18 protein-coding genes and 5 tRNA genes are annotated in these 23,239 nt (G+C 65.3%); 1 reads left to right on the forward strand and 22 read right to left on the reverse strand.

The features are described from left to right. Nucleotides 1–90: 90 nt before the first annotated feature. Nucleotides 91–330 (forward strand): helix-turn-helix transcriptional regulator, encoded by a 240-nt coding sequence (locus WDLP6_RS24525; protein WP_162595242.1) that lies wholly within the window; start codon nt 91–93, stop codon nt 328–330. Here WDLP6_RS24525 and WDLP6_RS24530 read toward each other — a convergent pair. The 22 genes from WDLP6_RS24530 to trpC all read right to left on the reverse strand — a co-directional run bounded on the left by WDLP6_RS24530 (nt 314) and on the right by trpC (nt 23,238). After that, complete coding sequence (locus WDLP6_RS24530) at nt 314–1,717, reverse strand: tyrosine-type recombinase/integrase (protein WP_232077288.1); 1,404 nt, start codon at nt 1,715–1,717, stop codon at nt 314–316. The genes WDLP6_RS24525 and WDLP6_RS24530 overlap by 17 nt on opposite strands. 109 nt (nt 1,718–1,826) lie before the next feature. Further along, nucleotides 1,827–1,902, reverse strand: a tRNA-Phe gene (locus tag WDLP6_RS24535). Between the two features lie 82 nt (nt 1,903–1,984). Beyond that, nucleotides 1,985–2,680, reverse strand: coding sequence for a response regulator (locus WDLP6_RS24540; protein WP_162569753.1), 696 nt, complete (start codon nt 2,678–2,680; stop codon nt 1,985–1,987). Nucleotides 2,681–2,762: 82 nt separating this feature from the next. After that, nucleotides 2,763–5,090 (reverse strand): sensor histidine kinase, encoded by a 2,328-nt coding sequence (locus WDLP6_RS24545; RefSeq protein ID WP_162594464.1) that lies wholly within the window; start codon nt 5,088–5,090, stop codon nt 2,763–2,765. Continuing rightward, nucleotides 5,087–5,716, reverse strand: coding sequence for a DUF4390 domain-containing protein (locus WDLP6_RS24550; RefSeq protein ID WP_443083429.1), 630 nt, complete (start codon nt 5,714–5,716; stop codon nt 5,087–5,089). The genes WDLP6_RS24545 and WDLP6_RS24550 overlap by 4 nt, the downstream gene beginning before the upstream one ends. Continuing rightward, nucleotides 5,697–7,070: a 16S rRNA (cytosine(967)-C(5))-methyltransferase RsmB gene (gene rsmB, locus WDLP6_RS24555; protein ID WP_232077292.1), complete on the reverse strand. Its 1,374-nt coding sequence runs from the start codon at nt 7,068–7,070 to the stop codon at nt 5,697–5,699. Before rsmB ends, WDLP6_RS24550 begins: the two co-directional genes overlap by 20 nt. A gap of 41 nt (nt 7,071–7,111) precedes the next feature. Further along, nucleotides 7,112–7,711, reverse strand: coding sequence for a LemA family protein (locus WDLP6_RS24560; protein WP_162594466.1), 600 nt, complete (start codon nt 7,709–7,711; stop codon nt 7,112–7,114). A gap of 84 nt (nt 7,712–7,795) precedes the next feature. Further along, complete coding sequence (rpoC, locus tag WDLP6_RS24565) at nt 7,796–12,025, reverse strand: DNA-directed RNA polymerase subunit beta' (protein WP_162569757.1); 4,230 nt, start codon at nt 12,023–12,025, stop codon at nt 7,796–7,798. A gap of 21 nt (nt 12,026–12,046) precedes the next feature. Beyond that, nucleotides 12,047–16,171: a DNA-directed RNA polymerase subunit beta gene (gene rpoB / locus WDLP6_RS24570; RefSeq protein ID WP_162594467.1), complete on the reverse strand. Its 4,125-nt coding sequence runs from the start codon at nt 16,169–16,171 to the stop codon at nt 12,047–12,049. A 249-nt stretch (nt 16,172–16,420) separates the two neighbouring features. Further along, nucleotides 16,421–16,795, reverse strand: a complete 375-nt coding sequence (gene rplL, locus WDLP6_RS24575; protein ID WP_162569759.1) for a 50S ribosomal protein L7/L12 — start codon at nt 16,793–16,795, stop codon at nt 16,421–16,423. 46 nt (nt 16,796–16,841) lie between these two features. Next, on the reverse strand, nt 16,842–17,372 hold the full coding sequence (gene rplJ / locus WDLP6_RS24580) for a 50S ribosomal protein L10 (protein WP_162569760.1): 531 nt from the start codon (nt 17,370–17,372) through the stop codon (nt 16,842–16,844). Between the two features lie 243 nt (nt 17,373–17,615). Then, nucleotides 17,616–18,314 (reverse strand): 50S ribosomal protein L1, encoded by a 699-nt coding sequence (rplA, locus tag WDLP6_RS24585; protein ID WP_162569761.1) that lies wholly within the window; start codon nt 18,312–18,314, stop codon nt 17,616–17,618. After that, entirely contained in the window at nt 18,315–18,746 is a 432-nt protein-coding gene (rplK, locus tag WDLP6_RS24590) for a 50S ribosomal protein L11 (protein ID WP_007831051.1), read from the reverse strand. A 115-nt stretch (nt 18,747–18,861) separates the two neighbouring features. Then, nucleotides 18,862–19,458: a transcription termination/antitermination protein NusG gene (gene nusG, locus WDLP6_RS24595; RefSeq protein ID WP_162594468.1), complete on the reverse strand. Its 597-nt coding sequence runs from the start codon at nt 19,456–19,458 to the stop codon at nt 18,862–18,864. Further along, a complete protein-coding gene (gene secE, locus WDLP6_RS24600) occupies nt 19,458–19,841 on the reverse strand; it encodes a preprotein translocase subunit SecE (RefSeq protein ID WP_162569763.1) in 384 nt (127 codons plus the stop codon). The genes nusG and secE overlap by 1 nt, the downstream gene beginning before the upstream one ends. A 108-nt stretch (nt 19,842–19,949) precedes the next feature. Beyond that, nucleotides 19,950–20,025: transfer RNA gene (locus tag WDLP6_RS24605), tRNA-Trp, on the reverse strand. 14 nt (nt 20,026–20,039) lie between these two features. Continuing rightward, the gene (tuf, locus tag WDLP6_RS24610; RefSeq protein WP_162565439.1) at nt 20,040–21,233 is read right to left on the reverse strand and encodes an elongation factor Tu; all 1,194 of its coding nucleotides are present in this window, start codon (nt 21,231–21,233) and stop codon (nt 20,040–20,042) included. Nucleotides 21,234–21,306: 73 nt separating this feature from the next. Then, nucleotides 21,307–21,381 (reverse strand) — tRNA-Thr (locus WDLP6_RS24615). 34 nt (nt 21,382–21,415) lie between these two features. After that, nucleotides 21,416–21,489: transfer RNA gene (locus WDLP6_RS24620), tRNA-Gly, on the reverse strand. Nucleotides 21,490–21,553: 64 nt separating this feature from the next. After that, a tRNA-Tyr gene (locus WDLP6_RS24625) sits at nt 21,554–21,639 on the reverse strand. Nucleotides 21,640–21,709: 70 nt separating this feature from the next. Then, nucleotides 21,710–22,405: a uracil-DNA glycosylase gene (locus WDLP6_RS24630; RefSeq protein ID WP_162594469.1), complete on the reverse strand. Its 696-nt coding sequence runs from the start codon at nt 22,403–22,405 to the stop codon at nt 21,710–21,712. 32 nt (nt 22,406–22,437) lie between these two features. After that, nucleotides 22,438–23,238, reverse strand: a complete 801-nt coding sequence (gene trpC, locus WDLP6_RS24635; protein WP_162594470.1) for an indole-3-glycerol phosphate synthase TrpC — start codon at nt 23,236–23,238, stop codon at nt 22,438–22,440. Nucleotide 23,239: the final 1 nt, after the last annotated feature.

A 23,239-nucleotide genomic window follows, 5' to 3' on the forward strand; every position in this document is an offset into this window, starting at 1 on the left:
ACCCGAGAACCACGCTCCGCTACGCTGCGGTAGGTGGCAACGGTAGTGGCAATGTCGAATCATCGCGCCATGCTTATCTCAAATCATCTCATGCCGTTTCCGCGGCCCACTCCGTCTAAGGCTGCGCCCTCCGTCGCGCCAGCGTTTTACCGACTGCGTGAAGTCAGTCGCATTTCCGCCCTGAGCCGCTCGACGATCTACCGTCGGATCGCAGAAGGCCGGTTCCCGCCACCAGTGACGCTGGGTGGCCGCGCTTCGGGCTGGGCGCGTGAAGCCCTCCAGGCTTGGATTGACGACCCGGAGGCCTACCGCTTCACGCCGCCATCGTGATGGGAAAGTCGCTTCGTGCAGCCGGCATATGCGCATTGGCGCCGGCGGGATGCCCCACTCCTTCTAGTGGTAGGAGCAACGCAGTGCTTCCTGCTGCAAGCGTATCCAGCAGGTCGGCCCACTGCTGGACCATTTCGCGACGCTTTTGCAGGAACGTAGCCCGGTCATAGCTGCCTCCAAGCTCTTCGTCGGATACATGCGCAAGGTGGCGCTCAATCACGTCGGCGTCGCAGTGCAAGAGTTCGCGGATCAGGGTCCGTGCAGTTGCCCGGAAACCATGGCCTGTGATGTCCTCCTGTGTGCTGTAGCCGAGCGTCCTCAAGGCGCTATTGATGGTGTTATCGCTCATGTACCGGGACGATTCTGATCGCTTCGCCATGTTGCGGAAGATCGGGCCAGTCGGCCCAGTGAGCGGATAGATCTCACGCAAGATCTCCATTCCTTGGCGTGGGACGGGCACTAAGTGTGCGGGCGTGCGGCTGTCGCGTTTTTTCCATTCGCGCAGCTTCATCTTTTCAGGTGGACACCGCCAGAGCTGGATATCGAAGTCCAAATCCTCCCAGTGGGCAAATCGGAGCTGCCCTGGTCGCTGAAAAAGCATTGGCATCAGTCGCAGTGCGGCTCGCGTCAGAACGTGACCCTTGTAGCCATGGATATCACGCAGGAGCTGCCCGAGTCGGTGCGGGTCCGTAATGGCGGCAAAGTGACGCGCACGTGGCGGAGGCAGCCCTCCGGTACGGCTATTGACGAAGTTCTTGGCCGGCTCCAGTGCGCCTACGTCCACTGCGTACTGGAACACCTGCTGCACGGCCTCTCGGACGCGCTGGGCAGTTTCAAGGTGTCCGCGTTCCTTGATACGGTGCAGGCAGCGTACTAGTTCCGTCGGAAGAATCTTGTCCATCTGCCGGTCTCCCTGCCACGGGAAGATATGCAGCTCCAAGTGACGGATCACCTTTTCGGCGTAGCCGTCGGACCATTGCCGGTCCTTCTTGGCCTGGGCGTGCCAAGCGCGGGCGGTAAGCTCCAGGGTGTTCAGTTGGGCGACCCGCGCCCGTTCCTGCTCCTGCCTGCGTGCCTCCTTCGGATCGGTGCCGCAAGCGAGCTTCTCGGCCTCCGCACGCACCTTCTTCCGGGCAGTGGCCAGTGAAACTGTCGGATAACTTCCCAGGCTGAGCTTGCCGGGCTTGCCAGCCTGCTGATATCGATAGATCCAGGCTTTGCCGCTTGTACGCACGCGGAGGTAAAGGCCCTCCCCGTCCGAAAGCATGTATTCGCTGTCGCGCGGCTCGGCCGCCTTGACCAGAAGGTCGTTTAAGACTCCCACGTTGTACCCCCGAAAACAGAAATGTTGAAAAACAGTCTGGGGTACAACCTGGGGTACAACCAAGGATGGGACGTTCTGGAATTCGGAGATACCGCTTGAGCCGCCTTTTCAGGCTAAGTCCTTGATTTACAAGGACCCTTGAGCTGTCTTGGGATCTACTGAGAAAGAAAGATGGTGGCCTGGGGCGGAATCGAACCACCGACACGCGGATTTTCAATCCGCTGCTCTACCAACTGAGCTACCGGGCCATGTACGCTTCGGTGACCGAACAATCAGTGGCGGTCTCGAAAGACTCGACCGGCGTTTCGGGCCTTGGCGTGCAGCCGGCGATTATACATTGCCGCGCCGGCCTCTCGACAGGTCGACGCCAAGTTGCTTGAGCTTGCGGTAGAGATGGGTGCGTTCGAGGCCGGTCTTTTCCGCCACCCTCGTCATCGATCCGTTCTCCATCGCCAGATGGAACTCGAAGTACGCCTTCTCGAAGCCGTCGCGCGCATCGCGCAGCGGGCGGTCGAGGTCGAAGCTCTGGACGGAGTGCGGCCCCGGATCGGGCAAAGGCGCCGCAGACGCCGGGGGCACCAGCGCGCTGTCACCGACGGTCGTCACCACGGCGGCAAAGCCGCTCGCTGCCGGCACCACGCTCGCCGCGGCACGGCGCGCGCTCTCGCGCGCCAGACCCTGTTCGACCGCCTTCAGCAGCTTCTGCAAGGTGATGGGTTTTTCGAGGAATGCAAAGGCGCCGATGCGCGTGGCGTCGACCGCGGTGTCGATCGTCGCATGGCCGCTCATCATGACGACGGGCATGCTCAGCAGGCCGGCGGCAGCCCACTCCTTGAGCAGCGTCACGCCGTCGGTGTCGGGCATCCAGATGTCGAGCAGCACGAGGTCGGGGCGGGCGCGCTGTCGGGCGGCGCGCGCCTCGGCCGCGTTCTCGGCGAGTTCGACGTTGTGGCCTTCGTCATTGAGAATTTCGAAGAGCAGGTCCCGAATGCCCAGCTCATCGTCGACCACGAGAATGTTTGCCATGAGTGCCTGAGTTGTGCGCTGCTATTTATGGAGTGATGCGATGCGTCCGCTCGCCGGCTCGCCGCCGCGTTTGCACAGACGCTCAGGCAGTGGACGGCTTCGAATCTTCGGTGTAAGCGACCGCTCCTCGCGGCTCTGCTGCAAGCGCGAATGATAGCGAGACTTGCGCCCCGGCTACAGCCCCCTCGACTATGCGATTGGAAAGTTCGATGCGCGCGCCGTGCTCGTCGGCGATTTTCTTGACCACCGCCAGGCCGAGCCCGGTGCCCTTGGTCTTCGTCGTGACGTACGGTTCGAAGGCTCGCTTGAGAATGTTGTCGGCGAAGCCCGGCCCGTTGTCCTGCACGGTGAGGCGCACGCGCTGGCCCGAATCGCCAAGCCGGGTGCGGATGATGACTTCGCCCCTGCGGCCATGGCCGCTGACCGCGGCCTCGGCCGCATCCTGGGCGTTCTGCAGCAGGTTGTGGATGATCTGCCGGATCTGCTGCGCATCGCCGCGGATCGGCGGGCAACGCTCGTCCAGTTCGGAATGCAGTGCAATGGGTGCGTTCTCTGCGGCGTAGAGCTGCAGCACGTCCGTCACCAGCGCGTTCAGATCGACCGGCTTCAGATCGGCCGCGGGCAGGCGGGCGTAGTCGCGGAACTCGTTGACCAGGCGCTTCATCGCATCGACCTGGTCGACGATGGTCTTGACCGACTTGGTGAGGATCGCCTGCTCGGGCGGATCGACCTTGCCGGAGAGTTTCATCTCGAGGCGCTCGGCCGACAGCTGGATCGGCGTCAGCGGATTCTTGATCTCGTGGGCAAGGCGTCGCGCCACCTCGCCCCAGGCCTGGGCGCGCTGCGCCGAGACGATCTCGGAGATGTCGTCGAACACCAGCAGCCTTGCCGCTTCCGGCAGCGCGGCGCCGCGGGCGACGATATTGATGGTGTCCTGCGACATCCCTTCGCCGTCCGGATGAAGTTCGAACGCGTGCTGCCAGTGGTCGAGTCCGTGCTGCAGGCGCTCGACCTCGAACTCGTCGAACTGCTGCTGCACGCCCTGCGCGAATTCGATCAAGCCCGGCACTTCGGCCAGCGGCTGGCCCTCGTAGGCCGCCAGCGGCGCGCGCAGGACGCGGGTCGCGCCCGGATTGGTCGATATCACCACGCCCCGGGCGTCGAGCACGATCACGCCCGAAGTCAGGTTGTCGAGGATGGTCTGCAGGTTGGAGCGCGCGGCATCGAGCTCGCCCATGGTCTGCTCGATCGCACCGCGCGCATCGGCCAGCTGCTGGGTCATGACGGCGAACGAGCGCGTGAGGCCGCCGAGCTCGTCTTTGCCTTGCAGCACCGCCGTCGGCCGCAGATCGCCGGCGGCGACCTGGCGAACGCCGTCGGCCAGCACCAGGAGCGGCCGCGCGAGCTGGTTGCCGAACAGGACGGCAAGCAGTACGGCACCGAACACGGCGAGGAACAGCGTCAGCGTGAGCGTGCCGATGTACATCCGGCGCAGGCCTTCGCGCCCGAGCGCCCTTTCCTGGTATTCGCGATTGGCTTCCTGCACGGCCAGTGCGTTGGCCACGATCGCCGGCGGCAGCGGCAAGGTGATCTGCAGGAATCGAGGCTCGGTGTTGAACTCGAATCCCGTCCGCTGCACCAGCGCGAGCGATCGCACGCTGGCGGGCGGTGGCGCTGCCGCACCCGGCGCGGGCGCCTCGTCGAGCCCTTCGATGTGGGCGATCGCCCGATCGGCGCGCACCTGGCGAAACTGCTGCTGCGTCGGCCGCTCGGGATTGAGCTGGAAGCGGGACGTGCCCGCGCCCGCCACCTGCTGGCCGCTGCCGGTCCACAGCACGACGTCGCTGGCGCCCAGCTGATCGCGGATGCGTTCGAGCACGAGGCCGGCGCGGGTGTCCGGCACGTCGACCAGTTGAAGGCTTGCCGTGCGCGTCTTGCTCACGAGATCGTCGGACAGCGAATCCAGCGTGGCGCGGCCCAGGTTCAGGCCGGCATCGAGCGCGCCTTCGACCTTGACGTCGAACCAGCTCTCGATCGACCGGGCTACGAACTGATAGGACACGACATACACCAGCACGCCGGGCACCACGCCGACCAGCGCGAAGATGGCGGCCAGCTTGATCAGCAGGCGGCTGCCGAACTTGCCCTGGCGCAGGCGCCGCAGCAGCCGGAACGCGACCCATCCGATCACCAGGATCAGCACCACCGCGACGATCACGTTGATGCCGAAGAGGCGCGCGTAGTTGCGCTCGTAGAACGCGCGGTTGTTGGTGGCCTGGGCCAGCAGGAACATGAGCACGAGGCCGATGGCGGTCACCAGCGCGGCCGTGACGCCCAGCGCCCAGCGCACGGCGCGGGAACGGCGTTTCGGCGCCGCCGCGGTGGCGGCGCCGCGCGGACCGGTGCTCATCGGCCCTTCTCCAGCGGCAGCCGGGCGCTGCGCTCGGCCGAGATGTTCCAGTCCGACTGGCCCACCGCACCGATCTGGAAGGGCCGCGGCAGCTGGGAGGTGTCGAGCCGGAAACGGAATGTCACGGGATGGGTCGCTTCGTCACCGATCTCGGACATGTCGCCCAGTCGCAACCGGCCCACGCGCCGGATGGCATCGAGCGCATCCGGCAGCGTGTCGAAGTTCTGGTTGAGCGACACACCGAAACCCGCGTTGACGATCGGCACCGGCGACACGTTGAGCCGCCAGCGGCGCGTGAGCGGCTGATAGGCCAGGCGCATGTAGCGCGTGACCTGCCCCACCTTGCGGTCGGTCCAGTACCAGCGCTCCCGATAGAGCTCGGCCTCCGCCACGAAGTAGATCGCGATCCCCTTCTCGAGCACGTCTTCGACCAGGGGCGGGAGTTCGAACTGCACCTGGGCGGTCAGGTACACCCCGTCGTCGCCCTCGTCGAGCCGCAGGTGGGTGACCGAGGCGTCGCGCGACTGCGCCGACGCCTGTCCGGGCAGCCAGGCCAGGACCGAGACGAGGAGCAACAGCACGACCAGCCAGGCCGGGCTGCGCCTTTCAGCGCGGCCGCTTTTCAAGCAGGGCGTAGAAGAAACCGTCGTGATCACCCAAGGCATTGTCCGGGACGCTGCGGGCATTCCCTCTGCTTTGAGGCAGCAAATGCCCCGGCGAGGGCAGCAAAGCAGCGTCGGTGTTGTGCGCAAGGAACGCATCGATCTGGTGCGCCCCCTCTTCCCGGAAGACGGAGCAGGTGCAGTAGAGCAGACGGCCGCCCGGCCGCACCAGGGGCCACAGGGCAGCCAGCAACATGGCCTGCTGGAGCGCCAGCTGCTCGATATCGCTCTCGCGGCGCAGCCAACGCACGTCCGGATGGCGGCGCACGATGCCCGACGCGGTACAGGGTGCGTCGAGCAGGATGGCGTCGAAGGGCGTGCCGTCCCACCACTGCGCCGGGCGCGCGGCATCGGCCACGACGATCTTCGCGGCGAGGCCGAGCCGGCCCAGCGTCTCGTCGATGCGCCGGCTGCGTGCGGCATCGATTTCCAGCGCCGTGAGCTCGATGACGCCCGGACCCGCCACCTCGAGCAGATGAGCGGTCTTGCCGCCGGGCGCGGCGCAGGCATCGAGCACGCGCAGCGGCGCAGCAGTCCCTTTCGCTGCCTGGCCGAGGCCGCCGAGCAGCAGCGGCGCCGCGAGTTGCGCGGCGGCGTCCTGCACCGACCACTCGCCTTCGGCGAAGCCCGGCAGCTGATGAACCGGCCGCGCACGCCCCAGCTGCAGGCCGCTGGCGCCGACCCGGACCGCCGGCACGTCCGCGATCTGCAGCCCTGCCATGCAGGACGCCATATCGGTCTTGCGCAGGTTGATGCGCAGCGTCATCGGCGCCTGCGTGTTGTCGGTCGCGAGCACCTGCTGCCATTCGCGCGGATGGTCGCGCTTGAGCCGCTCGATCCACCATCGCGGATGGTTCCATTGCGCCACGGGCTCGCGCTCGGTGGCCGCCACCAGCTCGTCGCGCTCGCGCAGAAAACGCCGCAGGCAGGCATTGACGAAGCTGGCCTGCGCGCGCGTGCCCGGATTGCGCTTCGCGGCCTCGACTGCCTGATCGACCAGCGTGAAGGGTTCGTACGGCGACAACGCCGCATCCCAGGCCAGCGCGAGCGCGGTGCAAAGCAGCGCGTCGGCCGCGGGCGGCGGCGTGCGCCTGGCCAGCTGACGGCGCAGCGCCTCGGCGCGGCCGAGCCAGCGCAGCACCTGGAAGCCGAGCGCCTGCACGCCCGCGCGCAAGCCTGGCTCGACGGCAGCGAAGGCGACCGAGCCCGACACGCCGTCGCGAATCGAAGCGATGGCGACGGCCGTCAACTGCAGTTGCCGCCAGAGCGGCGGCGACTGCGGCAATGCGACGGGAAAGGAGTCTGATGGATCTGGCAACTTGTTCCGATGGTAGAGGACCGATCTGGTCGGCACGCCGATCAACGCAGCGGCGCGGCCTGCCGCAGTTGCATGATCCACGCCACCAGCAGCGCCGGGAATTGCGTGATCGCGCCGTTGTACTGCGCCACGGCGAGGTTGAACTGGTTGCGCGCGATCTCGGCGGCCGCCGAGGGCTCGGGCCAGGCGATGGGTGCCGCCCCGTCCGCGGACGGCTCGAGCGTGCCCGTGAGCGGTGCGGGACGGGACAGCACGCCATCCGCATCGAAGCTGACCACCGAATCCGGATGCAGCCGCTGCCAGGCCGACAGCAGCACGTGCAGCGCCGTCGCCAGCGCCGCAATGCCGGCCGGATTGAGCGGACGCAGGCGCGTGGCGGCCAGGAGCGTCGCCAACTGCCCGGCCGCCGCGGGCAGCGAGGCGCCGCCGGATCCGTTCTCGAACACGGCACCCGTGGCCGGCTCGGCCGCGACACGCGCCTGCACGAAGTCGAGCTGCCGCACGAGCGCCGCATCGAGCGCCGCGTAGGCCTGCAACGCCGCCGAGCGCAGGCGCACCAGGCGGTTGTAGGCGCCGACGAACCAGAACAGCGCCAGCGCGCCGGCGATCCAGTACGGCAGTGAATCGGGCAGCTTGCTCATGGAAGCCGCCGGCAGAAAAAAGCCCCCCGTCCGCGGGCGGAAGGGGGGCGTTCGGGACCGGTCATGGCCGGTGATGCTAACCAGTTATTCGGTCGCGGCGCCTTCGCTGGCGTCGACCGTGCTTGCATCGTCCGTCGAGTTGCCCGCCAGCTCGGCGGCTTCCGACTCGGCGATCGCGCGGCGCTCGGCCTCGTCCATCGCGTCCTTGACCTTGCGCGCCTGGTGGTACGCCATGCCGGTGCCCGCGGGAATCAGGCGGCCGACGATGACGTTTTCCTTCAGACCGCGCAGCTCGTCGCGCTTGCCCATGATCGCGGCTTCGGTCAGCACGCGCGTCGTTTCCTGGAACGATGCGGCGCTGATGAAGCTGTCGGTCGACAGCGATGCCTTCGTGATGCCGAGCAGCAGGTTGGTGAAAGTCGCGGGCATCTTGCCTTCGGCGCGCAGGGCGTCGTTGGTGTTGAGCATCTCGCTGCGTTCGACCTGTTCGCCGGCAATGTAGTTGGCATCGCCGACGTTCTCGACCACGACGCGGCGCAGCATCTGGCGAACGATCACCTCGATGTGCTTGTCGTTGATCTTCACGCCCTGCAGACGGTACACGTCCTGCACTTCGTCCACGATGTAGCGCGCGAGTTCTTCCGAGCCCAGCAGACGCAGGATGTCCTGCGGATCGGCCGGACCGTCGACCACGCTCTCGCCCTTGTTCACCACCTGGCCTTCGTGCACCAGGATGTTCTTCTCCTTGGGCACCAGGTCTTCCCAGACCTTGCCCTCGGGGTCGGTGATCTGCAGACGGATCTTGCCCTTGGTCTCCTTGCCGAACGACACGGTGCCGGTCATCTCGGCCAGCATGCCCTTGTCCTTCGGCGAACGCGCCTCGAACAGCTCGGCCACACGCGGCAGACCGCCGGTGATGTCGCGGGTCTTCTGGCCTTCGACCGGAATCCGCGCCAGCACCTCGCCAGGGCCCACGTCCTGGCCGTCGCGCACCTGGACCAGCGCACCGATCGGGAAGCCGATGGTCACCGAGTGGTCGGTGCCCGGGATCTTGACCTCGTTGCCCGAGGCATCGATCAGCTTCACCTGCGGACGCACGACCTTGGCCGCGCCGCGGCGCTTCGGATCGATCACCACCAGCGTCGACAGGCCCGTGACCTCGTCGACCTGCTTGGCAACCGTGAGGCCTTCCTCGACGTTCTCGAAGCGGGTCAGGCCGGCGAACTCGGTGATGATCGGGCGCGTCAGCGGATCCCAGTTGGCCAGCACGTGGCCGGCCTTGACCTGCTGATCGGCCTTGACGGCCAGCGTCGCGCCGTACGGCACCTTGTGGCGCTCGCGCTCGCGGCCGTGCTCGTCATGGATGACGATCTCGCCCGAACGCGCGATCACGACCAGCTCGCTCTTGCTGTTGGTCACGTAGCGCATCGTGGCGTTGAAGCCGATCACGCCGTTGGACTTGGCTTCGACGCTGGAAGCGACCGCCGCACGCGATGCCGCGCCACCGATGTGGAAGGTACGCATCGTCAGCTGCGTGCCGGGTTCGCCGATCGACTGCGCCGCGATCACGCCGACCGCTTCGCCGTTGTTGACCAGGCCGCCGCGGCCGAGGTCGCGGCCGTAGCACTTGGCGCAGAGGCCGAAGCGCGTCGAGCAGGTCAGCGCGGTGCGCACCTTGACTTCGTCGACGCCTTCGAGTTCGAGCGCTTCGATCACGTCCTCGTCGAGCATGTCGCCGGCCTGGGCCAGCACGGCGCGCGTTTCCGGATGCACGATGTCTTCGGCCGCGGTGCGACCGAGGATGCGGTCGCGCAGCGATTCGATGACTTCACCGCCTTCGACGATCGCGCGCATCACTGCGCCGTCCTGCGTGCCGCAGTCCTGTTCGATCACGACCAGATCCTGCGTCACGTCGACCAGGCGGCGCGTCAGGTAGCCGGAGTTCGCGGTCTTCAGCGCCGTGTCGGCCAGACCCTTTCGGGCACCGTGCGTGGAGATGAAGTACTCCAGCACGTTCAGACCTTCGCGGAAGTTCGCGGTGATGGGCGTCTCGATGATCGAGCCGTCGGGCTTGGCCATCAGGCCCCGCATGCCGGCGACCTGCCGGATCTGCGCGGCGGAACCGCGCGCACCGGAGTCGGCCATCATGTAGATAGAGTTGAAGGACTCCTGCTCGACTTCCTTGCCGTGGCGGTCGATGGCTTTCTCTTTCGAGAGCTTGGCCATCATGACCTTCGACACTTCGTCGCCGGCCTTGCCCCAGATGTCCACCACCTTGTTGTAGCGCTCGCCGGAGGTGACCAGGCCCGAGACGTACTGCTGCTCGATCTCCTTCACTTCCTTGGCGGAGCGCTCGATGATGCCGTGCTTCTCGGCCGGCACCAGCATGTCGTCGATGGCGATCGAGATCCCGGCCTTGGTCGCCAGCCGGAAGCCGTTCTGCAACAGCTTGTCGGCGAAGACCACGGTCTCCTTCAGGCCGCACTTGCGGAACGAGACGTTGATGAGCTTGGAGATTTCCTTCTTCTTCAGCGCCTTGTTGATGTTCGAGAACGGCAGCCCCTTGGGCAGGATCTCGGACAGCAGCGCGCGGCCCACGGTCGTGTCGACGAGCTCGGTCGAAGGCTTGAACTCGCCCGTTTCCTTGTCCTTCGTGTACTCGGTGATGCGCACGCTGACCTTGGCGGTGAGCTCGGCCACGTTGGCGTCGAGCGCGCGCTGCACTTCGCCGATGTCGGAGAAGATCAGGCCCTCGCCGCGGCCGTTGATGCGCTCGCGGGTCGTGTAGTACAGACCCAGCACCACGTCCTGCGACGGCACGATCGACGGTTCGCCGTTGGCCGGGAACAGCACGTTGTTGGAGGCCAGCATCAGCGTGCGGGCTTCCATCTGCGCTTCCACCGACAGCGGCACGTGGACGGCCATCTGGTCGCCGTCGAAGTCGGCGTTGAAGGCCGCGCAGACCAGCGGATGCAGCTGGATCGCCTTGCCTTCGATCAGGATCGGCTCGAAGGCCTGGATGCCCAGGCGGTGCAAGGTCGGTGCGCGGTTCAGCATCACCGGGTGTTCCTTGATCACCTCTTCCAGGATGTCCCAGACCACCGGCGTGCCGGATTCGACTTCCTTCTTGGCCGCCTTGATGGTGGTCGCGATGCCCATGGCTTCGAGGCGCGAGAAGATGAAGGGCTTGAACAGCTCGAGCGCCATCAGCTTCGGCAGGCCGCACTGGTGCAGCTTGAGCGTCGGGCCGACCACGATGACCGAACGGCCCGAGTAGTCGACGCGCTTGCCCAGCAGATTCTGGCGGAAGCGGCCGCTCTTGCCCTTGATCATGTCGGCCAGCGACTTGAGCGCGCGCTTGTTGGCGCCCGTCATGGCCTTGCCGCGGCGGCCGTTGTCCAGCAGCGAATCGACCGCTTCCTGCAGCATCCGCTTCTCGTTGCGCGCGATGATTTCCGGCGCCTTCAGTTCGAGCAGGCGGCGCAGGCGGCTGTTGCGGTTGATGACGCGGCGGTAGAGGTCGTTCAGGTCCGAGGTGGCGAAACGGCCGCCGTCGAGCGGCACCAGCGGACGCAGGTCCGGCGGCAGCACGGGCAGCACTTCGAGCACCATCCAGTTGGGCTTGATGCCCGACTTGCGGAAGGCTTCCAGCACCTTGAGGCGCTTGGAGTTCTTCTTGACCTTGACTTCGGAGCCGGTCAGGTCGCCGCGCAGCTTCTCGATCTCGCTGTCGAGCTCGATACCCTCCAGCAGGTCCTTGATGCCTTCGGCGCCCATCTTGGCGACGAACTCGTCACCGTATTCCTTGCGCTTGGCGTCGTAGTCGTCCTCGGACATGATGCCGAACTTCTTCAGCGGGGTCATGCCGGGATCGGTGATCACGTAGGCTTCGAAGTACAGCACGCGTTCGATGTCGCGCAGCGTCATGTCGAGCACGAGGCCCAGGCGCGACGGCAGCGACTTCAGGAACCAGATGTGCGCGCAGGGCGCGGCCAGGTCGATGTGACCCATGCGCTCGCGGCGCACCTTGGTCTGCGTGACTTCGACGCCGCACTTCTCGCAGATCACGCCGCGGTGCTTGAGGCGCTTGTACTTCCCGCACAGGCACTCGTAGTCCTTGATCGGGCCGAAGATCTTGGCGCAGAACAGGCCGTCGCGCTCGGGCTTGAAGGTCCGGTAGTTGATCGTCTCCGGCTTCTTCACCTCGCCGAAAGACCACGAACGGATCTTCTCGGGCGAAGCCATGCCGATCTTGATGGCATCGAAATGCTCATCGGGCGTGAATTGCTTGAACAGGTCGAGTAGCGATTTCATAAGACTCTTTCCCTTTTCAAATTAAGAACGCTCGAGCTCGATGTCGAGCCCCAGCGAACGAATTTCCTTGACCAGCACGTTGAACGATTCCGGCATGCCGGCCTCGATCGAGTGTTCGCCCTTGACGATGCTCTCGTAGACCTTGGTACGGCCCTGCACGTCGTCGGACTTCACCGTCAGCATTTCCTGCAGCACGTAGGCGGCGCCGTAGGCCTCGAGCGCCCACACTTCCATTTCGCCGAAACGCTGGCCGCCGAATTGCGCCTTGCCGCCCAGCGGCTGCTGCGTGACCAGGCTGTACGGGCCGGTCGAGCGCGCGTGCATCTTGTCGTCCACCAGATGGTGCAGCTTGAGCACGTGCATGTAGCCGACCGTGACGGGCCGCTCGAACTGGTCGCCGGTGCGGCCGTCGTACAGGTAGGCCTGGGTGCGCGTGTCGGTCAGGCCCTTGACCTTGGCGATCTCTTCCGGATAGGCCAGCTTCAGCATGCCGCGGATTTCCTCTTCCGAGGCACCGTCGAACACCGGCGTCGCGAACGGCACGCCGGTCGACAGGTTGCCGGCCATCTCGAGCACGTCGGCGTCGCTGAGCTTGCTCAGGTCTTCCTTGCGGCCCGAGCCGTTGTAGAGCTGGTCCATGAACTTGCGCAGCTCGGCCACCTTGGCCTCGGCCTGCAGCATGTCGCCGATGCGCTGGCCGATGCCCTTGCCGGCCCAGCCCAGATGCACCTCGAGCACCTGCCCGACGTTCATCCGCGAGGGCACGCCCAGCGGATTCAGGCAGATGTCGCACGGCGTGCCGTCGGCCATGTGGGGCATGTCCTCGACCGGAACGATCTTCGACACCACGCCCTTGTTGCCGTGGCGGCCGGCCATCTTGTCGCCGGGCTGCAGGCGGCGCTTGACGGCCAGGTAGACCTTGACCATCTTGAGCACGCCCGCGGGCAGCTCGTCGCCCTGCGTGAGCTTCTTGCGCTTTTCCTCGAACGCGAGGTCGAAGCTGTGGCGCGTCTGCTCGAGCGAGTTCTTGATCGATTCGAGCTGCGAGGCCACCTCGTCGTCCGCCGGGCGGATGTCGAACCAGTGGAACTTCTCGATCGACGACAGGTAGGCGCGGTCGAGCTTGGTGCCCTTGGCCAGCTTGTTCGGGCCGCCGTTGGCGGGCTTGCCGATCAGCAGCTTCTCGATCCGGTCGAAGGCGTCGGCCTCGACGATGCGCAGCTGGTCGTTCAGGTCGAGGCGGAAGCGCTTGAGCTCGTCATCGATGATCTGCTGGGCGCGCTTGTCGCGCGTGATGCCTTCGCGCGTGAACACCTGCACGTCGATCACGGTGCCTTGCGAGCCCTGGTCGACGCGCAGCGAGGTGTCCTTCACGTCGGAGGCCTTCTCGCCGAAGATCGCGCGCAGCAGTTTTTCTTCCGGCGTCAGCGTGGTCTCGCCCTTGGGCGTGACCTTGCCGACCAGCGTGTCACCAGGCTGCACTTCGGCGCCGACGTAGATGATCCCGGACTCGTCCAGGCGATTGAGCTGCTGTTCGGCCAGGTTCGGGATGTCGCGCGTGATTTCCTCGGCACCGAGCTTGGTGTCGCGGGCCATCACCACCAGTTCCTCGATGTGGATCGAGGTGTAGCGGTCTTCGGCGACGACTCTTTCGCTGATCAGGATCGAGTCTTCGAAGTTGTAGCCGTTCCAGGGCATGAACGCGACCAGCATGTTCTGGCCCAGGGCCAGTTCGCCGAGGTCGGTCGAGGCGCCGTCGGCCACCACGTCGCCCTTGTCGATCTTGTCGCCGCGCTTGACGATCGGGCGCTGGTGGATGTTGGTGTTCTGGTTCGAACGCTGATACTTGATCAGGTTGTAGATGTCCACACCGACTTCACCGGCCGCCGCTTCGGCGTCGTTCACGCGCACCACGATGCGGGTGGCATCGACGTAGTCGACGATGCCGCCTCGGGTCGCGGTGACCACGGTACCCGAGTCGACCGCGGAGACGCGCTCGATGCCGGTACCGACGAAGGCCTTCTCGGGACGCAGCACCGGCACGGCCTGGCGCTGCATGTTGGCGCCCATCAGCGCGCGGTTCGCATCGTCGTGCTCGAGGAAGGGCACCAGCGAGGCGGCCACCGACACGATCTGCGCCGGCGACACGTCCATGTACTGCACGCGCTCGGCGCCGACCAGGATCGACTCGCCGGTTTCGCGCGCGGACACGAGGTCGCCAGTCAGGCGGCCGTCCTTGTCGAGCGCGGCGTTGGCCTGGGCGATGACGTACTTGCCTTCCTCGATGGCCGACAGGTAGTCGATGTCCATCGTGACCTTGCTGTCGACCACGCGGCGGTACGGCGTCTCGATGAAGCCGTATTCGTTCAGGCGGGCGTACAGGGCCAGCGAGTTGATCAGGCCGATGTTCGGGCCTTCGGGCGTTTCGATCGGGCACACGCGGCCGTAGTGCGTGACGTGCACGTCGCGCACTTCGAAGCCGGCGCGTTCGCGCGTCAGACCGCCCGGGCCGAGGGCCGAGACGCGACGCTTGTGCGTGATCTCGGACAGCGGGTTGGTCTGGTCCATGAACTGCGACAGCTGCGAGGCACCGAAGAATTCCTTCAGCGCGGCCGAGATCGGCTTGCTGTTGATCAGGTCGTGCGGCATCAGCGGCTCTTGTTCCGCTTGACCCAGACGTTCCTTGACGGCCTTCTCGATGCGGGCCAGGCCGGTGCGGTACTGGTTCTCGGCCAGTTCGCCGACGCAGCGCACGCGGCGGTTGCCCAGGTGGTCGATGTCGTCGACTTCGCCGCGGCCGTTGCGCAGGTCGACGAGGATCTTGACCACGGCCAGGATGTCCTCGTTGGTCAGCACCATCGGGCCGGTGGATTCGTCGCGGCCGACCTTGGCGTTGAACTTCATGCGGCCGACGCGCGACAGGTCGTAGGTGTCGGGGTTGTAGAACAGGCGCTGGAACAGGGCCTGCACCGCGTCTTCCGTCGGCGGCTCGCCGGGGCGCATCATGCGGTAGATGGCCACGCGCGCGGCGAACTCATCGGCCGTTTCGTCGATGCGCAGCGTCTGCGAGATGTAGGCGCCCTGGTCGAGTTCGTTGGTGTAGATGGCCTGCACGTCCTGCACGCCGGCGGCGCGCAGCTTCTTGAGCAGCGCTTCGGTCAGCTCGTCGTTGGCCTTGGCCAGGATCTCGCCCGAGTCGGCGTCGACGATGTTGCGGGCGATGACACGGCCGACCAGGAAGTCTTCCGGCACGCTGATGTGCGTGGTGCCCGTCTGTTCGAGCTCGCGCGTGTGGCGCGCGGTGACGCGCTTGTCCTTGGCGACCACGACCTTGCCGGACTTGTCGGTGATGTCGAAGCGTGCGACTTCGCCGCGCAGGCGCTCGGAGACGAACTCCATCTGCGCACCGCTGTCCATCAGGCGGAAGTTGTCGTTGACGAAGAAGTTCGCGAGGATCGATTCCGGGTTCAGGCCGATGGCCTTCAAGAGGATCGTCACCGGCATCTTGCGGCGGCGGTCGACGCGGAAGTACAGCATGTCCTTCGGGTCGAACTCGAAGTCGAGCCACGAGCCGCGGTAAGGAATCACGCGGGCCGAGAACAGCAGCTTGCCCGAGCTGTGCGTCTTGCCCTTGTCATGCTCGAAGAACACGCCCGGCGAACGGTGCAGCTGCGAGACGATCACGCGTTCGGTGCCGTTGATGATGAAGGAACCCTTGTCGGTCATGAGCGGCACTTCGCCCATGTAGACCTCCTGCTCCTTCACTTCCTTGACCACCTTCGACTGCGAGGTCGACGACTCGCGGTCGTAGATGATCAGCTGGACCTTGGCGCGCACCGCCGAGGCGAAGGTCAGCCCGCGGGTCTGGCATTCACGCACGTCGAAGGCCGGCTTCGCGAGGTTGTACTCGAGGAACTTCATCTCGACGAAACCGTTGTGCGAGACGATCGGGAACGCAGCGTCGAACGCGGCCTGCAGGCCTTCCACGGTGCGTTTCTGGGGCGGGATGCCGGCCTGCAGGAACGCGGTGTAGGCGTCCTTCTGCATCTGCAGCAGGTAGGGAATTTCGACGACGCTGTCGCGATTGCCGAAGTTCTTTCGGATGCGCTTGCGTTCGGTGTAACTGTACGTGGACGTTTGGGCCATGAGAGCTCCGGAGCTTGAGATCTTCAGCGACTTGTCAGCAGTGCTTTCGCACCACTGCTTGGCGGCTGGCCACTACCAGCCGTTGGCGGACGGCGATGCGTTGCACATCGCCCGAACCAAGGGATCTTCTGCAGTCGGGGTCAGAAGACACTCAAAAACCGTCTTGCGGGGGCGGTTTTTGGGTGCGCTCTGAAAGCGGCAAAGGCTGGAGGGCCTTTCGGCACACTCCAGCCCTCGAGGGGGATCGAATTACTTCAGTTCCACCTTGGCGCCGGCATCTTCCAGCTTCTTCTTGGCGGCTTCGGCGTCTGCCTTCGACAGGCCTTCCTTGACGGCCTTCGGCGCGGCTTCCACCAGGTCCTTGGCTTCCTTGAGGCCCAGGCCGGTGATTTCGCGCACGGCCTTGATCGCCGACACCTTGTTCGCGCCCGCTTCCATCAGCATGACGTTGAACTCGGTCTGCTCTTCGGCCACGGCGGCGGCAGCGCCACCGGCAGCGGCGGGAGCCGACATCGCTGCGGCGCTCACGCCGAACTTCTCTTCGATGGCTTTCACCAGGTCGTTGAGTTCCAGGACCGTCATGCTGTCGAGCGCGGTCAGAAATGCGTCTTTATCGAATGCCATTTTTGCTTCCTAACAATGGGTTGAATTTTCCAAACGCAAGCCGGCCTCAGGCGGGCTGCGCCTCGGCCGGTGCTTCGGCCTGTGCTTCGCCGCCGCCGCGCTTCTCCGCCAGCGCAGCCAGGACACGGGCCGTGCGCGAGATCGGGGATTGCAACAAGCCCAGCAATTGCGCCAGCAGCACTTCCTTCGAAGGAATGCTGGCCAGTTGCTTCACGCCGTTCACGTCCAGGGCCTTGCCGCCGAACGCACCGCCGCGAATCACCAACTTGTCGTTGGTCTTCGCGAAATCGGCCACCACCTTCGCGGCAGCCACAGCGTCTTCGGAAAAGCCGTAGATCAGCGGACCGGTCATCTGGTCGCCGACGATCTCAAACGCGCTCCCTGCGACAGCACGGCGTGCCAGCGTGTTCTTGAACACGCTGAGCGTCACGCCCTTGCTGCGCGCTTCGTTGCGCAGTTTGGTCATATCGGCCACCGTGATGCCACGGTATTCCGCCATCACGAGCGTTTGAGCTTTTGCGGCGAGGTTGGTCACATCACTGATGACCGCTTCTTTCTCACTGCGATTCAGACTCAAGGTCTACTCCTTTTCAATGCATCGTTCGGCCGGAGCCTCGCGACGCGCTTTACGCAGCGACCAACTGTTTCGGAAACAAAATTCCTTGCAGTGGGATCGCCATCTGCGCTGGCCGCCGCACCCGGTGCGGCGATTAAGTGCAGGCTTGCCCTGCACACCAGCGGTCTTGGATGGCCCGCAGCAGCCGAAACCGCTGCGACCCACCACATCGCCCCACCCCGTCAAAGGCAAGGCAAATCTCTCTCAGCTCGCCGAGATGGTTTGCGTGTCCACGCGGACACCCAGACCCATGGTCGACGACACGGCCACCTTGCGCAGATACACGCCCTTGCTGGTCGCAGGCTTGGCCTTGACCAGCGCCTCGATCAGCGCGGCGAGGTTGCCCTGCAGCTTGTCGGTGTCGAACGAACGGCGGCCGATCGTGCCGTGCACGATGCCGGCCTTGTCGACGCGGAACTGCACCTGGCCGGCCTTGGCGTTCTTGACTGCCGTGGCAACGTCCGGCGTGACCGTGCCGACCTTCGGATTCGGCATCAGGCCGCGCGGGCCGAGGATCTGGCCCAGCGTGCCGACCACGCGCATCGCGTCCGGCGCGGCGATCACGACGTCGAAGGGCATGTCGCCCGCCTTGACCATCGCGGCCAGGTCGTCCATGCCGACGATGTCGGCGCCGGCGGCCTTGGCTTCCTCGGCCTTGGCGCCCTGGGCGAACACGGCGACGCGCTTGGTCTTGCCGGTGCCGTTGGGCATCACGACGGCGCCACGCACCACCTGGTCGGACTTCTTGGCGTCGATGCCGAGCTGCACGGCCACGTCGATCGACTCATCGAACTTCGCGGTGGCGGCTTCCTTGACGATGCCGATGGCGTCGGCCAGCGGGTACAGCTTGTTGCTGTCGACTTTGCCGGCAAGCGTCTTTTGCTTCTTGGTGGTCTTGGCCATTTACACGCCCTCCACATTCACGCCCATCGAACGGGCAGAGCCGGCGATGGTGCGAACCGCGGCGTCCAGGTCGGCAGCGGTCAGGTCCTTCATCTTGGCCTTGGCGATTTCTTCGAGCTGTGCGCGCGTGATCTTGCCGACCTTGTCGGTGTGCGGACGGGCGGAGCCCTTCTCGAGCTTGATCGCCTTCTTGATCAAGGTGATCGCCGGCGGCGTCTTGATGATGAAGGTGAAGCTCTTGTCGGCGAACGCGGTGATGACCACCGGCAGCGGCAGGCCCGGCTCGACGCCTTGGGTCTGCGCGTTGAACGCCTTGCAGAATTCCATGATGTTCAAACCGCGCTGGCCCAGTGCGGGACCGATCGGCGGCGACGGATTGGCTTTACCAGCTGGTACTTGCAGCTTGATGAAGCCGACGATTTTTTTCGCCATGCTTTTCTCCTTGCGGGTGATGACGCCTTGGCTTGTTCAGCCGCAGCTCCCCGAGGTTGACGACTCTTGAAACGAAGTCCGGCGCCGAGTCGGGTAGCGCTGGACCGAAACTGCCTCAGGTCTTCTCGACCTGACTGAATTCGAGTTCGACAGGCGTCGCGCGGCCGAAAATCATGACCGACACGCGCACCTTGCTCTTCTCATAGTTGACTTCCTCGACCGTGCCGTTGAAGTCGGTGAACGGGCCTTCCTTGACGCGCACGAATTCGCCGACGATGAACTCGACCTTGTGGCGCGGCTTCGCGGTGCCCTGCTGCATCTGGCCGACGATGTCCTCGACCTCTTTCTGCGAGATCGGGGCCGGCCGGTTCTTGGCGCCGCCGACGAAGCCGGTCACCTTGTTGGTGTGCTTCACCAGATGCCAGCTCTCGTCGTCCATGATCATCTCGACCAGCACGTAGCCCGGGAAGAAACGCCGCTCGGTCGTGCGCTTCTGGCCGTTCTTGATCTCGACCACTTCTTCGGTCGGCACCAGGATGCGGCCGAACTTGGCTTGCATGCCGGCGCGATTGATGCGCTCGAGGATGTTGCGCTCGACGGCCTTCTCCATGCCGGAATACGCGTGCACCACGTACCAGCGCAGATCCGGATTGGACGCGGGGACCAGCAGAGGATGGATGTCCTGCGCGGCTTCGACGGCTTCGTCAGTCATTATTTTCTCCAGCCCAGAATGAGGTCAAAGAACACCCATTCGAGCGTCTTGTCGGTGAGCCAGAGGAAGATGGACATGATCGCGACAAAGGCGAACACATAAGCCGTCATCTGGATCGCTTCCTTGCGCGAAGGCCACACGACCTTGCGAACCTCGCGCCACGAATCACGGCCGAAGGCCCACAGTTGGCGTCCGCTCTCCGAACTCGCGAACGCGCCGATCGCGGCAGCGAGGCCGACCAGCAAGGCGGCCCACTGCACGATCTCGCCTTGACGAGAGAGCAGATAGAACGCCACGATGGCGCCCACCGCAAGCACGACAGCCGCCGCCAGCTTGGCTTTGTCTGCGCTCGTGCTCACGGTTTCGATTTGAGAAGTGGCCATCTTGGGGCTTTAATCCTGCGGCCTTGCGGCCTTCAATTCATCACGTCTTCCTGAGACGCCGAAGCCCGTCAGGCTATGACGGGCTTTTCGGGGAGCACCACCCTCAGGTGGCAGGGGCAGTAGGAATCGAACCTACAACCTTCGGTTTTGGAGACCGACGCTCTGCCAATTGAGCTATACCCCTTCGAAATCCCTGCTTTAAATGTCGAGGATCTTCGCCACCACGCCCGAGCCCACGGTGCGTCCGCCTTCGCGGATCGCGAAGCGCAGGCCTTCTTCCATGGCGATCGGGTTGATCAGCTTGACCGTGATGCTCACGTTGTCCCCGGGCATGACCATTTCCTTGTCCTTGGGCAGCTCGATGGCGCCGGTCACGTCGGTCGTGCGGAAGTAGAACTGCGGGCGGTAGTTGTTGAAGAAGGGCGTGTGGCGGCCGCCTTCGTCCTTGCTCAGCACGTACACCTCGGCGGTGAAGTGGGTGTGCGGCTTGATGGAGCCGGGCTTGCACAGCACCTGGCCGCGCTCGACTTCTTCGCGCTTGGTGCCGCGCAGCAGCACGCCCACGTTGTCGCCCGCCTGGCCCTGGTCCAGGAGCTTGCGGAACATCTCGACGCCGGTGCAGGTGGTCTTGACGGTCGGGCGGATGCCCACGATCTCGATTTCCTCGCCGACCTTGATGACGCCGCGCTCGACGGCGCCAGTCACCACGGTGCCGCGCCCGGAGATGGAGAAGACGTCTTCGACGGGCATCAGGAAGGTGCCGTCGACCGCGCGCTCGGGCGTGGGGATGTAGCTGTCGAGGGCGTCGGCCAGCTTCATGATGGCTTCTTCACCGAGCTTGCCCTTGTCGCCTTCGAGGGCGAGCTTGGCCGAGCCGTGGATGATGGGGGTGTCGTCGCCGGGGAATTCGTACTTGTCGAGCAGCTCGCGCACTTCCATTTCGACGAGCTCGAGCAGTTCGGCGTCGTCGACCATGTCGCACTTGTTCAGGAAGACGATGATGTAGCCGACACCGACCTGGCGCGCCAGCAGGATGTGCTCGCGGGTCTGGGGCATGGGGCCGTCGGCGGCCGAGCACACCAGGATGGCGCCGTCCATCTGGGCGGCACCGGTGATCATGTTCTTGACGTAGTCGGCGTGGCCCGGGCAGTCGACGTGCGCGTAGTGGCGGTTGGCCGTTTCGTATTCGACGTGGGCGGTGTTGATGGTGATGCCGCGCGCCTTTTCTTCGGGCGCCGCGTCGATCTGGTCGTAGGCCTTGGCTTCGCCGCCGAACTTGGCAGACAGCACGGTCGCAATGGCCGCCGTCAGCGTCGTCTTGCCATGGTCAACGTGACCGATCGTGCCCACGTTCACGTGCGGCTTCGTGCGGGTGAATTTTCCTTTTGCCATTTTCTCGACTCCGAAAAATAACTAGATCAACACACTGATATGGGGTTGCAGCCGGCGGCTGCAACCCCAAAACTGGTGCCCTTTGCGGGAATCGGACCCGCGACCTCTCCCTTACCAAGGGAGTGCTCTACCACTGAGCCAAAAGGGCAAAACAAACTTGCGCCTAGCGTTGAACGGACTTCTGGAGCGGGAGACGGGAATCGAACCCGCGTCATTAGCTTGGAAGGCTAGGGTTCTACCATTGAACTACTCCCGCGTCGCGGTGCACCCAAGGACACCGAAGCACGATCTTCAAGCGCTCAGCAAAATCCATTCATCGCTGGTGGAGAGGGCTGGATTCGAACCAGCGTACTCGTAAGAGGGCAGATTTACAGTCTGCTGCCATTAACCACTCGGCCACCTCTCCGGCGAACCTCGGAATATAGCACGGTTGGGTGGGCAGGTCGATGACAGCACCCCGGATTTTCGCAGGGCGCTCAGCCGCGCTCGCGCCAGGCCCGCGCCTGCCCGAAATGCCCGCAACCGATGAAGGGCACCGGCGGCCGCAGGGCCGAGAGCGGCGAGGGATGGTTCGCCGTCAGGACCTTGTGGCGGCCGGCATCGATCAGCGCCCGCTTGCTCTGCGCATGCGAGCCCCACAACATGAAAACAACGGCCCGCTCCCCTTGCGCCACGTGCCGGATCACCGCGTCGGTCAGCACCTCCCAGCCGCGTCCTGCGTGGCTGGCCGGCTGGCCCTCCTCCACCGTCAGGCAGGTGTTCAGCAGCAGCACGCCGTGCGTCGCCCACTTCACCAGGCTGCCGCCCGGGTCCGGAAACCGGGGCGGCGACGTGCCGAGGTCGCGCTGCAACTCCTTGAAGATGTTGCGCAGCGACGGCGGCAGCGCGACGCCGGGCGCCACCGAGAACGCCAGCCCTTCGGCCTGCCCGCGACCGTGGTACGGGTCCTGGCCCAGGATCACGACGCGCACCTGTTCGGGCGGCGTCAGCTCCAGCGCCCGCAGCGGCTGCGGCGGGAAGATCACGGCGCCCTGGTCCAGCCGCTCACGCAGAAAGCCCAGCAGCCGCTGGCCGGCCGCCCCGGCAAAGAAATCGTCGACCAGCGGCTTCCAGCCTGGCGCCACCGGCCAGTCGGCAGGATCGCTGCTCGTCAGCTGTGTCGGTGCATTCATCAGATGACCTCCTTCGGGCGGCCTGCCGGCGCTCATTGGAACAATGCAGCGAGCGCCTCGCCGGGTTCGTCGGCCCGCATGAAGGCCTCGCCGACCAGGAAGGCCTGGACACCGGCCGCGCGCAGCTTCGCGACGTCGTCGCGCGTCGTGATGCCCGATTCGGTCACCGTCAGGCGATCGGCCGGCACCCGCGCCAGCAGGTCGATCGTGGTCTGCACCGAGACCTCGAAACTGCGCAGGTCGCGGTTGTTGATGCCGATCAGCGGCGTCCTGAGCTTCAGCGCGCGATCGAGCTCGGCGCCGTCGTGCACCTCGACCAGCACCGCCATGCCAAGCCCGGCGGCGATCGCCTCGAAGTCGCGCATCTGCGCGTCGTCCAGGCAGGCCGCGATCAGCAGGACCGCGTCGGCGCCCATCGCGCGCGATTCGTAGACCTGGTAGGCATCGACGATGAAATCCTTGCGCAGCACCGGCAGGTCGCAGGAGGCGCGCGCCTGCTTGAGGTAGTCGACGCTGCCCTGGAAGAACTGCCGGTCGGTCAGCACCGACAGGCAGGCGGCACTCACCTTGCCATCGCCCTCGGCATAGCTCTGGGCGATGTCCGCCGGGATGAAATCCTCGCGCAACACGCCCTTGCTCGGGCTGGCTTTCTTGACTTCGGCGATCACCGCGGCGGCACCGGCGGCGATCTTCGCGCGCAGGGCACCGGTGAAATCGCGCGTGAGCACGCGGCTTTCGGCGTCGAAGCGCACCGCTTCGAGCGAGCTTCTCTTCCGCGCCGCCGCGATCTCTTCGCGCTTGACGGCAACGATCTTCTGGAGGATGTCCGACATT

Origin of the sequence: Variovorax sp. PBL-E5, from assembly GCF_901827185.1 — a bacterium.
GTDB lineage: Bacteria > Pseudomonadota > Gammaproteobacteria > Burkholderiales > Burkholderiaceae_C > Variovorax.